The organism is Xenorhabdus sp. PB62.4 (assembly GCF_014467285.1).
Classification (GTDB): domain Bacteria; phylum Pseudomonadota; class Gammaproteobacteria; order Enterobacterales; family Enterobacteriaceae; genus Xenorhabdus.
On the sequence record NZ_NKHR01000008.1, the window covers coordinates 148,258 to 162,969 of the forward strand.

Consider the following 14,712-nt stretch of genomic DNA (forward strand, 5'->3'; position numbering starts at 1 on the left):
GTCAGTATAATGACAGTTTTTTATTTATGACAAGATGAAAGGTTAAACTTTACTGAAACGTTCTTGATTTTTTATTGGTAAGGGCTCACTCAGTAACCTCAGAAAAATAATGACCTTACTTTCTCCATTATTTTTTACAATTACCTGCCAAACGGTATCCCGCTTTTTTGGCTTCTGCTTCTGAATGGAAATAAACTGCATTTTTATCTGCTACCGTCTTATAACCAGAGCAATGTGCAAAATGATAAATCTGGCTGTTTTTATTGCCTTTAATCATGGCTCCCTGCTCCGCTTTTGATGTGGATCTTTGAGTAAGTGCCTGATTATTTCCCGCATGCAGCCTATTTTGTTTTGGCGTACCAGATTGTGCCACCAGCCCTTGGCCTGAGTTTTTGTGCCCTAATTCCCATTTTTTGCTGCCAGTCACAAATGGGTTATGGTGCCCCATAATCCGGGCAATTCGGTTATCTCTATCACGCTCCCAAGCTTCCACTGGATACTGACGATCCCATGCCATCATCAATTGTTGTTGTTGGCGTGACATCGTCAGGTTATAGCGGTCATGCATATAAAAGTAGACTCTGGCAACCATCCCTTTCACTCTGTCGCGGGGTTCAAACAAACGTGATTGAAAATCCACTTTACTGCTACAAGCGCCATACATATTAGGCGTGTTTCTGGCAACCATTCCATAAGCAAAATTACTGCGATCGCCATTAACTTCACCAATTGAAGGAGCCAAATTATGCATATCTGACTCCATCATGCGAAATACCGGATCAGTATCAACGCAGTTCTTTCGGCCCCCGTTCTGCCAACATTGGCGCTGGTGCCCAAATACCCATGCCGGCACCATATGTTCCCATTCAATACGTTCTGCCCTTGTTTGCTGTGATCTTACATGGTAACTACAAGATGCTAAATCAACACGTCCACCACTCTTGCCGACCCATTGCCAGTCACAGCCACAATATAATGTCCCTATGCCGGATTTTGTTTGCCCATCATAGACATTCTTTCTTGATTCCACTTTTGCTTGCTCAAAACTGGTTGGAGCGCTCCATACATTAAACGAAATAGTTAATCCGAAAATCAAAAGATAACGTGCCCACAGGCCAATTTTATTGTTCAAAATAATACCTATTTACTTATTGTGCATAACATCCATCTATTATCCTGCCTGACAACACCATAAAATGACAAATATAATTCGTGGAAATTTTATTGATAACGGCAACGGAATTAATCCATTATTTGGATTAATTAATATTAATATGACTTAATGCACTAAACAGCCCTTTTTATTGGAATTTTAAGTACTAAAATATCACGTTAATTAAACTATTGAACTCGGTTTATTTGAGTAATATTAAATCAATTACTTAAAACACTCAGTTGAATTCATTAGGATAAATGACCATTAGCACTAAAATCAAACAGCTTGAACAAGAGTTGCAGGAAGTTGTGAAGAAATATTCAGGGAATGAAGAAGTCACCGTCATTACTACTAACAGTTCAGAAAATAATTTACAGATTCAAGTTATTATCGCTGGTAAAAATCAGTTAGATATTACCCTGAATTCATTTTCTGATTAACCAAAATTCTCTGTATTTGTATCATTATAAGAATGTACTATTATCCCCGCCCGTGCCGGGGCGAGGATTTATGGCATTTTTCGCTGAATAAAATCGATTATCTTACAACCAAAACTGAGATTTCAGCATGCCCTACAATACCCGACGCATTTGAACCCAGTAAATGGGTTGAAATATCCGGGCGCCTTGATCCAACAATAATCAAGTCTGCCCCTATTTCACGGGCTGTAGACAACACTTTGTCTCGTGGGGAACCAAAAGCAACAGAGTATGATATTTTATCTTTTGGCAGGTCGATTCTTTCTACGACTTTTTTCAGTTCTTCTTCAGAATTTGTAATCGCCTTTTTGGCAAAAGCACTTAGTAAATCATAATGATAGCTATAACTCACAGAAAACCTGGAGATATCTGGCACTGAGTGAAACAGGTGTACCTTTGCATTAGATATTTTTGCCAAATATTCTGCATGCTTAATTGCATTGTCAGTTAATTGATCTTCTGGAATATCAATTGGAACTAAAATTGTGTTATACATATATACTCCCCTGTAATTGGATATCAACCATCAAGCCGTCACAAAAACCTATTACTATCATTAATCCACCATTCCCAATGGAAATCATTACCGTACTACTAATACAGATACTTTTGCATACCTGACAACGCCAGAAGAGTTAGAGCCTAATAAGTGTGTAGTGATATTGGGTCGTCTTGAACCAATGACGATCAAATCAGCCCCAATTTCATCCGCCGCCGCAGTGATTTCATCTCTTGGTGAACCAAATGCAATCGAATAGGCAATGCGGTCATGCGGTAATTCAAGGGAATCGACGAGTTTTCCCAAATCTTGCTCCGCCTTGATAGTCGCCTTGTCCTTAATCTCCATATAGCCTAAGGCATAAGCATTAATGATAGCTGATGAAATAGGTAATACATGCAGGAAATGTAATTTAGCCCCTGTTTCTCTAGCGATCTTAAGCGCGCTGTCAACGGCCTTGTTGGTTAGATCTTCTTCTGAAATATCTACTGGTACTAAAATAGTTTTGTACATATGCATGCTCCTATCTACTGAAATACCAAGTTATTCTGATTTCTTTATTATATTGAAATTCAGGCAACTTACTGTGAGTTATCTAACACCTAAACATGTTAGCGCCTATTCAGATACATAGATAGGAACTAGCCTGATAAACCCAAAAACAACCCTGCAATTGTTGCGCTCATAAGATTAGAAAGCGTTGCTGCCAGTAAAGCCCTGAACCCGAGCCGCGCAATGTCTGAAGTCCGTTCCGGGACGACCGTGATAAACGCACCAACCACAACAGCAATTGAGCCGAAGTTGGCAAAACCACAAAGAGCAAATGAGATAACAGCAATGGTTTTAGTGTCCAAAGCCACTACAGGATCATTTAAATAAGGAGAAAAGCTGACATAAGCCACAAATTCATTGATTGCCAATTTTTGACCGATCAGACTCCCGGCTAAATCAGCATGTTCCCAGTCTACCCCCATGATGTAGGCCAAAGGTGAAAAAAGATAGCCAAGTAAACGTTCCAGGCTTATTCCTTGTAAACCAAACAGCTCACCAATACCCCCAATAAGACCATTGATTAATGCTATCAGGGCTACGAAGGTCATTACCACGGTCGCGACACCAACGGCAATTTTCAATCCCAACATGGCTCCACCAGCCGTTGCCTCAATAATACTGGTCGGGCGTCTCTCACTGAATGAAATTTGCTCAAACCGGACTTGAGAAGGCTCTGTTGCAGGGCTGAGCAATCGGGCAAACAGAATACCTCCCGGAATTGCCATCAATGATGCAGCCAGTAAATATTCTATCGGTACACCTAATCCCGCATATCCAACCAGCATTGATCCTGCAATGGAAGCCATTCCACTGCACATCACAGTAAATAGTTCATTGCGATTCATTTTATTGATAAATGGTTTTAAAACCGCAGGCAGTTCGTTTTGTCCCAAAAATATTGTCGTTACTGCCGCAAAAGCTTCTACTTTGCTAATTTTCATCGATTTCTGGAACGCATATCCCAAAATATTAATGATCCATTTCATTATGCCAAGATAGTAAAGAATAGATATTAAAGACGTGATGAAAATAATGGAGGGCAATACCTGAAATGCAAAAATAAAACCAGCACCATCAAACAATTCATTCATTTTGGGGCCAACTAAGCTTCCGAAAATAAATGAACTCCCTGATGCGCTATAAGAAATAACATTATTGACTCCATTGGCGATGTTATTAATCAGCCATTTTCCCGCAGGAACATAGAGCATAATAGCACCAAGGCTTATTTGTAGAAATAATGCAGCCCCTACAGTACGCAAGCTGATTCTTTTTTTATTGACAGAAAACAGATAACCAATTAAAAGCAGCATTACCACACCAAGTAAACTGCGTAAAATATCCATAATTATATCCTCATTGTTTTTTAGCCAGCCTAAAGTCCCCACAAAGGATATTATCCAGTGCCTTTTCAGGCCGGCATTTATTACGGTTTCCGGATAAAACAGATTGGATTTAAGTTACTGGTTTTTATTTATCTCTTGATAAGCGATGGCAATTTTCGCAGCCAACTTAGCATTATTGAAAACTAATTCGATATTTGCCTGTAAGCTTTCACCTCCTGTCAGTTCAGTCACTCTGGCCAGCAGGAATGGCGTACTTTCTTTGCCGCTAATCCCCTGATTTTCAGCTTCCTTAATGGCTTGTTCAATAGCAGCATTGATTTGCTCTTCGGGCATGGCAAATAATTCAGGAATAGGATTGGCAACGACAACACCGCCTTTCAGCCCCGAACGCCATTTTACGCTCATGGCATGAGCTATTTGCCGTGGATCATTAAGCCTCACACTAACCGGAAATTGGCTGGTGCGACAGAAAAATGCCGGTAATTTTTCCGTCTGGTACCCCACCAGAGGTACACCATGAGTTTCCAGATACTCTATCGTCAATCCCAAATCCAGAATGGATTTGGCTCCGGCGCATACAACAGCGACATTCGTCATGGCTAATTCTTGCAAATCGGCTGAAATATCAAAAGAGTGTTCAGCTCCACGATGAACACCTCCAATCCCTCCCGTTGCAAAGACGGTAATGCCTGCCATTTCTGCAATGATCATGGTTGAAGCTACGGTGGTGGCACCATGTTTTCCTGACGCGATAACAAAAGGTAAATCACGACGGCTGACTTTTGTTACTAAGTGACTATCTTTTGCCAATAACTCAATTTCATCATGCAATAACCCAACTCTCATTCGTCCTTCAATAATCGCGATGGTCGCAGGAACCGCACCATTCTCCCGAATACACTGCTCAACTTCTAAAGCAGTTTCCCTATTTCGCGGGTAAGGCATACCATGAGAAATAATGGTAGATTCTAACGCAACTACAGGACGATTATTTGCCAATGCGTGAACCACTTCCGGGGAAATATCCAAATACTCATTTAATGCAATATTTTTATTCATGATCTTAATTCCAACAGTTTATTCACTCTGCTACAGGATAAATTCGGATGATTGGTAAATTCTGAAGATAAGGTGAGTGCAGAACAGCCTTGGGCAAAACGAATACTCTTTTCCAACGTCATATTTTCCAGCCAACAGTAGGCAAGGCCGGCCATCATCGCATCACCGGCGCCATTGGCATTGATAATATTAATCGGGATCGCGGGTGAACACCCTGAAACACCGCCCATTTCACTGTAATACACGCCTTCTGTTCCCATACTCAAAGCCAATCGTTGGACGCCTTGTTGATGGAACCACGATGCCGTATCTGCCGCATCTGCCAATGTCGTAATTTTTATTCCACTCAGTATTTCAGCCTCAAGCCGGTTAGGTTTCAAAGTATGGATATGAGATAACCAATGGCGAATTTTGGGGGCTTTAAATGTTGATACCGTATCAACAAAGATAGGAATATTTCCCGCATGGTTGAATAACCACTCTAATGTATCTTCCGTCAGGTTACAGTCAATAATTAATACACCGGCATGTTGAATTAATGCCTTAGATTGAGATAATAATGCGGGCGTAAGTTTTTCCAGTATACTCATATCATTAACGGCAACGCGCATCTCACCATGCTCATCAATTAATGAATGGTATGTTGATGTACTTTCTCCGGATAATTTATGGAAATAATCTGTATAAACACCCGCTAATTTCGTTTGTTCAAATAAAGTCTTCCCATAAAAATCATCACCAACAACAGAAATCAAATAGCTTTCTAATCCTAATAAAGCGATATTATGTGCGATATTTCGTCCTACGCCCCCTGCTGTGGATTTATTTTTCCCTGGATTAGAATCTTCATAGATTAATTTAGAGAACACATAGCTGGTCACATCCATATTGGCCGCGCCCACCGTAACGGCATACCTATTTTCTGAAAGAATATATCCTTTGCCTTTTATATACCCCTTTTTGCTCAGGTTCATAATATGTCCCGCGACACATGAACGGCTAATTCCAAGAATATCGGCAATTTCCTGTTGCTGAATGAAGGGGTCTCGCCTGATAAGCTGCAATATCTGTTTTTCTCGATTTGCCATATCATGTCCTTACTAATTTTTTGAACATGAAAGCTTTCTATTTCATCACTACCCGACAGTAAAGTTAATTTATGCTGTTTATTGTCATTGTGAGAAATAGATCGTAGAGCTGATGAAAAAATTTTTTCGCCTCAAAAAAGTGACTTAGATCACTTTTTATATAGCAAAAATTTACAAAATGTCACCATTTTATATCAATTAGTCGATAAGGTAATGTTTTATTTTGTGATAATCACTTTAAAAACAATTAGATTGATAAAATACTGAACCAGACAAACATTTGTTTGATTTTCTACATACGTTTATTTTTTAGACACAAAGAGAACCATTTGCTGTATCAAAAAGTGACTCATTTCACAATTCAATTTGTGCAGACAACCCCCAGAGAACTTCCGCATTGTGGGCAAAACGCACGGCTGGTTTTCCTAGAAATTCGGATTGTTGTCAGGATAATTCTGGGGCAATTCTTTGCTAGAAAATAAAGGGAATCATTTATTAATACACATAAATGTAAAAAGGTGCTGATATTTCAGCACCTTGTAATCCTGAAAGTCTGGATTATTCCTTTTTATCCAAGGGGAAAGGTACAGGATGTTTAGTGTTATAGTTAAAAGTATACATAGCCGTTATTACCATCATCACAACCAATGTCCACATCACTTCTTTTGCTCCCGTTCCCATAACCGCCCAGATACAATAAATAAAGGCAATAAAAGTAATAACAACATATCGTATTTTCTCTTGCCCAAGGTGCCCATGACCGATTAGCAACAAGGCTGCACAGGTATACAAATAAGGTATCAGGGTAAAAATAACTGAGACAGAAGAAACCAACCCAAATTCCTTCGCGGCATTTGGAGATATGCTACTGAGCTGGAACACTGTCATTAAAACGCCAAGGATCAGCAAACCAGCAACTGGCGTTCCCGCTTTATTCACTCTGGCAAAGATTGAAGGAAACAATCCATCATCCGCAGCCGCCTTGGCTGTCTGCCCGGCAAGTAATGTCCAGCCTCCCAGTGATCCCAAACATCCTGCCGCTGCACAAAAGGCAACGACTGCCCCTGCGGTATCTCCCAATGCTAATCTGGCGGCATCCCCAAAAGGCGAAGATGAAATTTTCAATGCCGCATTGGGGATCATCCCCATAATCACGCTACTGGACAAAACATAACAAACAGCCGCAATCAGCACGCCCCCAATGGTCGCAATTGGTACGTTACGCTTAGGATTTTTAACCACACCAGCCGCAACCGAAGCACTTTCAACGCCAATAAAAGACCACAGCGTCACGTTTAAAATGCTTTGAATAGCCCCGAAGGTATTTAATCCACTTACGTTCCACGCATCCATGTAAGTCTTACCGCTGAACCAGAACCATCCAAAAACCGCCGTTGCTACAATCGGGATCAACGCCAACGTTGTTGCCACCGCTTGTACTTTGGTAATGACATGCGGCCCGATAATGTTCAAAAAGACAAATATCCACAATATCGCCGTACAAGTGATGGTCAGGATTATCGGATCTTTCAGGATGGGGAAAAAATAACTCAGGTAACCTACCCCGATCACGACCATCGCGATATTTCCGATCCAGCACGCCAGCCAATACAAAACGTTGGTCTGGTAGCCCAGAAAAGGCCCAAAGGCCCGTCGTGCATAGGCATAAGAACCACCGGGGCTATCATCCAGTGAAGATATCTTGGCGTATACAATCGATAATCCCACCGCACCGATGATAGTCACTAACCACCCCAGAATGGCAATACCTCCTGTCGAAGCCAGACTGGCGGGCAGAAGGAAAACTCCAGATCCCATAATGTTACCTGCAACCATCAACGTAACGGGGATCAATCCGACTTTTTTCATCTCTGAAACTGTAGCCATAATTTATTTTCCCGTACTCACTTTTTTATACACATAACGTGATAAATGCCGTTGATAATTTCCGTACCTTCCGTTTCATGTTCAAAACCGGGGAATTCGTGATCCCATTTTTGCAGTGCATACAAATATCCAATTTGCGGGCTGGTCTTGGCCCCAAAGTTTTCTCCTGAAAGCAACATTGGAATTCCGGGTGGATAAGGAATGATGGAATTCGCTGCGATGCGGTGAGGTAAATCGTCCAGTGCTACCATTTCCACATGATTGGTGACAATCGCTTGATAAGCGGCTCGGGGCGTCATCGCCATTTCAGGTAGGCCCGCATACGCTTGGTTCAATTTTTCGCCCGGATTATTCTGCCGCAAATAATCGAACATCTTGTCACCCAACTCTTTTAATCCTAAATGACCATATACCTTTGGATATTGTTGCACCAAGTCCGGCAAAACCTTATTTAAAGGGGTATTCGCATCATAATGGTGTTTGAAAGATAACAAGGTGTTGAGTAATGTCCCCCATTTTCCTTTGGTAATTCCCATCGAAAACAGGAACATAATTTGAAAATCCGTGGTACGGGTAGGTACAATGCCGTGCTGGCTTAACCATGCTGTTACCAGGGCCGCAGGTACGCCTTTCTTCTGCAATTTACCATTATCTCCCATCCCTGGCGCCAAGATGCTGACTTTAATCGGATCGAGCATACTCCAGTCATTCGGTAAATCTTCAAACCCGTGCCAACTGTCCCCCGGGCGCATTACCCAACAACTTTGCTCTTTTGTCAGTAATTCTCTGGGAGCGTCTTCAAAGGCAATTTTTTTACCTGTTGCAGGATCTGTCACTTTCTCCTGATTCCACGGCTTAAAGAACCAACTACCTTCTTTGCTGAACTCCCGATGCAAACGTGCCAATGCCTGGCGAAAATCAACAGCTTCTTCAATCACCTCTTGTGTCAGGGAATAACCGCTATTGCCGTCCATCATAGAAACTGCAATATCGTTTGAAGCGCAAATAGCATATAAAGGAGAGGTTGTCGCGTGCATCATGTAGGCTTGATTAAATCTCGAAAAGTCCACCGGGTTACGCCCATCACGCACATGGATAAAAGAAGCCTGTGATAGTGCATTCAACAACTTGTGAGATGAGTGAGTGGCAAATACCGTCGGCCCTGAATGGCTTTTAGGTTCCCCGCGCATGGCGTAATGATCATGATAAATTGGATTGAAACGTGCATAACCATACCATGCTTCATCAAAATGTATTCTGTCCACACTTTTATCCAGCAATTCCTGTACATGTTTGGCGTTATAGCAAACACCATCATACGTACAGTTTGTGACTACACTATAAACTGGCTTAAGCTTAGCCATACCCTGAGTCAATGGGTTCTGTTTTAACTTTTTCTGGAGTGTTTTTGCCTGCATTTCTTGTGGGTAGATAGGCCCAATGATGCCATAACGGTTACGGCTTGGCAGCATATAGACAGGTTTCGCGCCTGTCAGGATTAACCCCTGTTCAATGGATTTGTGGCAATTGCGGTCAATGATGACGACATCATTCTCGGTCATGCAAGCCTGCATAATCGTACGGTTAGATCCTGATGTTCCGACTACAACCGAATAAGAATGGTCTGCACCAAATACTCTGGCTGCATTTTTTTCACTTTCTCCAAACGCACCCGAGTGGTCCAACAACGATCCCAATGAGGCTCGTTCAATACCCATATCAGTACGGAAGAGATTTTCCCCATAATAATCATGATAGAAACGACCAACAGGTGTTTTGTTAAATCCAACTCCCCCCTGATGCCCGGGCGCAGCCCAGGAATATTCATAGATTTTACTGTATTTCATTAAAGCCGACATTAAGGGAGGCAATAATTGTTGGCGATAACGATACATTGCCGCAATAGCCCGGCCAGCAATAAAATCTGCCGAATCTTCTAATATCCAAGCAAATTCGGCGAATTGTTCCAGCAATTCATGGCTCAGCAAAAATACCGTTTTTTCTCGATCACTTAATAAAAAAACCGGGACATTTTCCTGACGCTCAGACAGTTTATTCAATAATTGGTGTATATTACGATATAAATCATCATCCATCAGTGCACAACTTACCATCAGACAATCAAATGGTTCATTGGCCGAAATTATCGTATAGCTATCTTCAAGAGAATCCGAAATAACAACACCAACATCTCTCTCGATTAATTTATCTGCCAACCGCTGCACGGCATTTTCAATATAGTGATTATGATATTGTGTACCCACTTCGTTTTTTGCTATCAATACTTTCATGACATTTTTCCTTACGCTATCTCTACTTGAACCAACAAGAAAATTTAGTGTTATTGGCAATTGCCATAGAATGGTTGACACAATCAGGGAATTGGATGTTTTTCATTCGGCTAATGCTGTATAAAAAGCATTTTTAACGGTACTGAGTGAGCCATAATATAAATTCCATTAACGTAGTAACATTAGTTAACTATTTGCTAAAATATAAATTTTTATGCTTAAAATCACACTGATCAATATAGTGTCTATTTGGATTTGTGCAATTTTGGTAATAGCATGGAAATTAGCTTTGCTATACAAAGTTGAAGCTATCAATATTGAAATATCAGGAAAAACAGTTAATAACTGTTGTGTTAATATTTAATCGTAATTAGTTTTTTGATTATTTTTTATTATTTTAATTTATTTTTTATATAATCAGCCTGTTGAATGACTGCTTTTTAACCCTTAAGTAAACTAAAGGAAAAAATAATTGCGATAATATGCTCTGTTTGGTTACCCATGGCTTTGCATTACAAGCACGGAAATGGAGTTCTCCATATCAATGAAATAACCCTCCTTTGTATCTTAGATACTTATTAAACCTGACTCTATAATAATAGCCAATTCCTACCCATACCGTTTACGCAATTATAGCGCTGAATTAGTAAGAGCCAGGGCACAATAGCATAACAATGTGGATTTCTTTTACTGACGTTACTATGGAAAAGTACGGGGCATCATTAAGCAGGCACTAAAAACCAATCTCGATTGAGGATTATTGCACCTTATTTTTCCTGGATTGAATTGATTAAAAGCTCCTGCTGCTGTGATCTCCATCACTAAATTATAGGACTAAGAATGAAAGAACATCCTGATTTATGGGCCGACTTACTAAACGGTCTGAAGAATGCATGGCCACAGATATCAGGCTCTATTTTGGCCATCATGATTTGCTATGGCCGACTGATTTATGACGGTGTGGAGCGGAAAAATCGCTGGGTCGAACCGCTACTATGCGGAGCGCTGTCGTGGGGATTTTCCAGTGGATTAGAACTACTTGGTATTCCAAGCAGTGTTTCACCCGCTCTCGGCGGTGCCGTCGGCTTTATTGGCGTGGAAAAAATACGAGAATTTGCGAACCGGGCCATCAACAAACGTTTAGGAGATAAATAATGACAAGAGGGATTCGTAACCATAACCCAGGTAATATTCGCCACGGTGATAAATGGCAGGGTTTACGCGATATACAGACAGATAAATCATTTTGCCAGTTTGTGGCACCTGAATACGGTATCCGGGCGATGCTGAAAATTCTGCGCAATTACGAACGCAAGTATGGGTTGAATACTATTCGCCAGATTATTTCCCGCTGGGCACCACCGAATGAAAATAATACCGAAGCTTACATTGCCTATGTATGTAAAGTAGTCGGTGTGCCCAGCAGTATTGTGATAGATGTAGAAAATGTCAACACAATGAGCAAACTGGTTAAGGCTATCATTCAGATGGAAAATGGTCAGCAACCTTATTCCGATGCGGTTATTACACAAGCATTTGAATTGCTATAAAGTTCAGTCAACATATAATCACCGCCAAAGCTTTGGCGGTGATTTTTTCTAACAATGTTTTTGCTGAATGCTAATGATCATTTTGATGAAAAATCCCATCCTCTATTTCCCGTAAAATTTTCCTGTGATAAAAAATAACATCATTTCAATGTTACATAACCATTATCAAGAACAACAATAACCTAATGTATTTATTGGATTTAATGTATTAATTTAGTTATATCCAATCACCTTTTATTCATTTTGTGATACAACTACAAAATAAATTGTTATCTAAGAAAAAGAATAAATAGCAGTATCAAAAAACTACGGGGATAGACTCTTAGTTACATTCTTGATAAAGAGGATAAATATCTTCTTATCTTTCAGAAGATTGCAATTATCTATAATGTCGTTAACAGAAAAAATACCGTCAATAAAAAGAGGGGTTATATGAAATCACGTGCTGCTGTTGCCTTTGGACCAAACAAACCACTCGAAATTATCGAAATTGATGTTGCTCCCCCGAAAGTGGGTGAAGTAATGATAAAAATCAGCCACACAGGTGTTTGTCATACTGACGCTTTTACTCTCTCAGGCAGTGATCCCGAAGGTATATTTCCTGTTGTTCTGGGTCATGAAGGAGCGGGTATCGTCGTCGAAGTTGGTGAAGGTGTTACAAGTGTAAAACCGGGCGACCATGTTATTCCATTATATACAGCGGAGTGCGGTAAATGTGAATTCTGCCAGTCAGGTAAAACTAACCTTTGTATCTCAGTGCGTGATACTCAGGGTAAAGGTCTCATGCCGGATGGCACCACACGTTTTTCTTACAATGGGCAACCTATCTATCATTACATGGGATGTTCCACATTCAGTGAATATACTGTCGTAGCTGAAGTCTCACTGGCAAAAATCAATCCAGCAGCAAATCATGAACATGTTTGTCTGTTAGGCTGTGGTGTTACTACCGGAATTGGTGCGGTACATAATACAGCCAAAGTGCAACCCGGAGATTCTGTCGCCATTTTCGGACTTGGTGGAATTGGACTTGCCGTCATCCAAGGCGCTCGTCAAGCAAAGGCCGGGCGCATTATTGCCATTGACACCAATCCGGCCAAATTCGAACTGGCCAAACAGTTTGGTGCCACTGAATGCGTCAACCCAAATGATTACGACAAGCCCATTCAACAAGTCATTCTGGAGATGACAAAATGGGGTGTTGATTATACTTTCGAATGTATTGGTAACGTCAACGTAATGCGTGCCGCACTCGAAAGTGCGCACCGTGGATGGGGACAATCCGTAATCATTGGCGTAGCCGGCGCTGGGCAGGAAATTTCTACTCGTCCGTTTCAGCTTGTTACGGGACGTACATGGAAAGGTACTGCTTTCGGTGGAGTGAAAGGACGCAGCCAGTTGCCAGGAATGGTAGAAGACGCCATGAAAGGTGAAATCGAGCTTGCACCTTTCGTTACCCATACAATGCCTCTTGAAGACATTAATGAGGCTTTCGAGCTGATGCGTGAAGGTAAGTCGATCCGTACCGTTATTCACTACTGATTTTAAATAGTTACCATAAGCAGCAAACCGTGTTGTCAGTTAACACGGTTTCTGAGAAAACTTGAAAATTACCACAATAATTAACCTTAAGACGTTTAACCTTAAAACAATTGACTTTAAAACAATCATCCTTAGAGAGAAAGGTAATGGAAAGAATCGAACATCACGCCTGTTTTGGTGGATGGCAGGATGTCTATCAACACGAATCAAAGGTTTTGGGTTGCCAGATGCGTTTTTCAGTTTTCCTGCCTCCCCAGATTGGAGAAAGAAAATTGCCTGTACTGTACTGGCTTTCTGGATTGACTTGCACTGAACAAAACTTCGTCACAAAAGCGGGCGCTCAACGTTACGCAGCCGAGCATGGTATGGTTATTGTTGCCCCAGATACCAGTCCACGAGGTGATGATGTCGCTGACGACCCTGCTTATGATCTTGGAAAAGGAGCTGGATTTTATCTCAATGCGTTAAAACAACCCTGGTCTTCACATTATCGTATGTACGATTATGTTGTTTCGGAATTACCTGAACTGATTGAAGCAAACTTTGAGGTGACGGATATACGGTCGATCAGCGGTCATTCTATGGGAGGCCACGGAGCAATGGTGATTGCCCTGAAAAACCCTGACCATTATTGCAGCGTATCGGCATTTTCACCCATTATTGCTCCCAGTCAAATTCCATGGGGTATAAAAGCATTTTCCAACTATCTTGGTGAAAACACGTCTGAATGGAAACAATATGACTCTGTAGAATTGATTAAGAACGCAAAAAAACAGCTCCCAATTTTGATTGATCAAGGGCTCAATGATGATTTCCTTGAGGAGCAATTACGTCCTGAATTACTACAGGCTATTTGCGATGAAATCAGTTATCCAGTGACCATCAACTTTCAGGCAGGGTATGACCACAGCTACTACTTTATTGCCAGCTTCATTGAAAATCATATTATCTACCATGCCAAAGCAATGCAAAAGTGCGCTGGGAAAAGGTGAATTTTAAATATGTAATTCGGTGATCCATAAAGCCAGATATATTTCTCAGCATGGCTTCCCCCTTAATGTTACCTACTCGTAAGGGGGTTCAGGGTGAGATCTCATATATTTAGTAAGGTTATTTAGGTTAAATAAAGACCAGAGTATAACTTCTTATAGCTCTTTCTCTCATTAAAACGATAAGATCACGCTATTCCATAAAAATAGCGATCGTAATAATGAGTATTTTTAACTTTATCAGTAAGATCGATGACCCGCGTTCTGATATCAA

General features: G+C 40.9%; 13 protein-coding genes. 5 read left to right on the forward strand and 8 right to left on the reverse strand.

What is annotated here, in order from left to right; genetic code table 11:
* Nucleotides 1-127: 127 nt before the first annotated feature.
* Nucleotides 128-1,132 (reverse strand): endonuclease, encoded by a 1,005-nt coding sequence (locus Xenpb_RS09660; protein WP_187654118.1) that lies wholly within the window; start codon nucleotides 1,130-1,132, stop codon nucleotides 128-130.
* Between the two features lie 281 nt (nucleotides 1,133-1,413).
* On the opposite strand from Xenpb_RS09660, the gene Xenpb_RS09665 reads away from it, so the two are divergent.
* On the forward strand, nucleotides 1,414-1,596 hold the full coding sequence (locus Xenpb_RS09665) for a hypothetical protein (RefSeq protein ID WP_047964321.1): 183 nt from the start codon (nucleotides 1,414-1,416) through the stop codon (nucleotides 1,594-1,596).
* A gap of 97 nt (nucleotides 1,597-1,693) precedes the next feature.
* Here Xenpb_RS09665 and Xenpb_RS09670 read toward each other — a convergent pair whose 3' ends face one another.
* The 7 genes from Xenpb_RS09670 to adiA form a co-directional block, all read right to left on the reverse strand.
* Nucleotides 1,694-2,131, reverse strand: a complete 438-nt coding sequence (locus Xenpb_RS09670) for a universal stress protein (protein ID WP_187654119.1) — start codon at nucleotides 2,129-2,131, stop codon at nucleotides 1,694-1,696.
* Between the two features lie 87 nt (nucleotides 2,132-2,218).
* A complete protein-coding gene (locus Xenpb_RS09675; protein ID WP_099115269.1) occupies nucleotides 2,219-2,647 on the reverse strand; it encodes a universal stress protein in 429 nt (142 codons plus the stop codon).
* 128 nt (nucleotides 2,648-2,775) lie between these two features.
* Entirely contained in the window at nucleotides 2,776-4,032 is a 1,257-nt protein-coding gene (locus Xenpb_RS09680) for a NupC/NupG family nucleoside CNT transporter (protein ID WP_187654120.1), read from the reverse strand.
* A gap of 114 nt (nucleotides 4,033-4,146) precedes the next feature.
* Entirely contained in the window at nucleotides 4,147-5,091 is a 945-nt protein-coding gene (locus Xenpb_RS09685; protein ID WP_187654121.1) for a pseudouridine-5'-phosphate glycosidase, read from the reverse strand.
* Entirely contained in the window at nucleotides 5,088-6,179 is a 1,092-nt protein-coding gene (locus tag Xenpb_RS09690; RefSeq protein ID WP_187654122.1) for a PfkB family carbohydrate kinase, read from the reverse strand. Before Xenpb_RS09690 ends, Xenpb_RS09685 begins: the two co-directional genes overlap by 4 nt.
* A 558-nt stretch (nucleotides 6,180-6,737) precedes the next feature.
* Entirely contained in the window at nucleotides 6,738-8,066 is a 1,329-nt protein-coding gene (gene adiC / locus Xenpb_RS09695; protein WP_187654123.1) for an arginine/agmatine antiporter, read from the reverse strand.
* Between the two features lie 17 nt (nucleotides 8,067-8,083).
* On the reverse strand, nucleotides 8,084-10,357 hold the full coding sequence (gene adiA, locus Xenpb_RS09700) for an arginine decarboxylase (RefSeq protein WP_187654124.1): 2,274 nt from the start codon (nucleotides 10,355-10,357) through the stop codon (nucleotides 8,084-8,086).
* 840 nt (nucleotides 10,358-11,197) lie between these two features.
* On the opposite strand from adiA, the gene Xenpb_RS09705 reads away from it, so the two are divergent.
* The 4 genes from Xenpb_RS09705 to fghA all read left to right on the forward strand — a co-directional run bounded on the left by Xenpb_RS09705 (nucleotide 11,198) and on the right by fghA (nucleotide 14,441).
* Complete coding sequence (locus Xenpb_RS09705) at nucleotides 11,198-11,512, forward strand: phage holin, lambda family (protein ID WP_187654125.1); 315 nt, start codon at nucleotides 11,198-11,200, stop codon at nucleotides 11,510-11,512.
* On the forward strand, nucleotides 11,512-11,907 hold the full coding sequence (locus Xenpb_RS09710; RefSeq protein ID WP_187654126.1) for a structural protein: 396 nt from the start codon (nucleotides 11,512-11,514) through the stop codon (nucleotides 11,905-11,907). Before Xenpb_RS09705 ends, Xenpb_RS09710 begins: the two co-directional genes overlap by 1 nt.
* 432 nt (nucleotides 11,908-12,339) lie before the next feature.
* Entirely contained in the window at nucleotides 12,340-13,449 is a 1,110-nt protein-coding gene (locus Xenpb_RS09715; RefSeq protein ID WP_187654127.1) for an S-(hydroxymethyl)glutathione dehydrogenase/class III alcohol dehydrogenase, read from the forward strand.
* Between the two features lie 146 nt (nucleotides 13,450-13,595).
* The gene (gene fghA, locus Xenpb_RS09720) at nucleotides 13,596-14,441 is read left to right on the forward strand and encodes an S-formylglutathione hydrolase (protein WP_187654128.1); all 846 of its coding nucleotides are present in this window, start codon (nucleotides 13,596-13,598) and stop codon (nucleotides 14,439-14,441) included.
* Nucleotides 14,442-14,712: the final 271 nt, after the last annotated feature.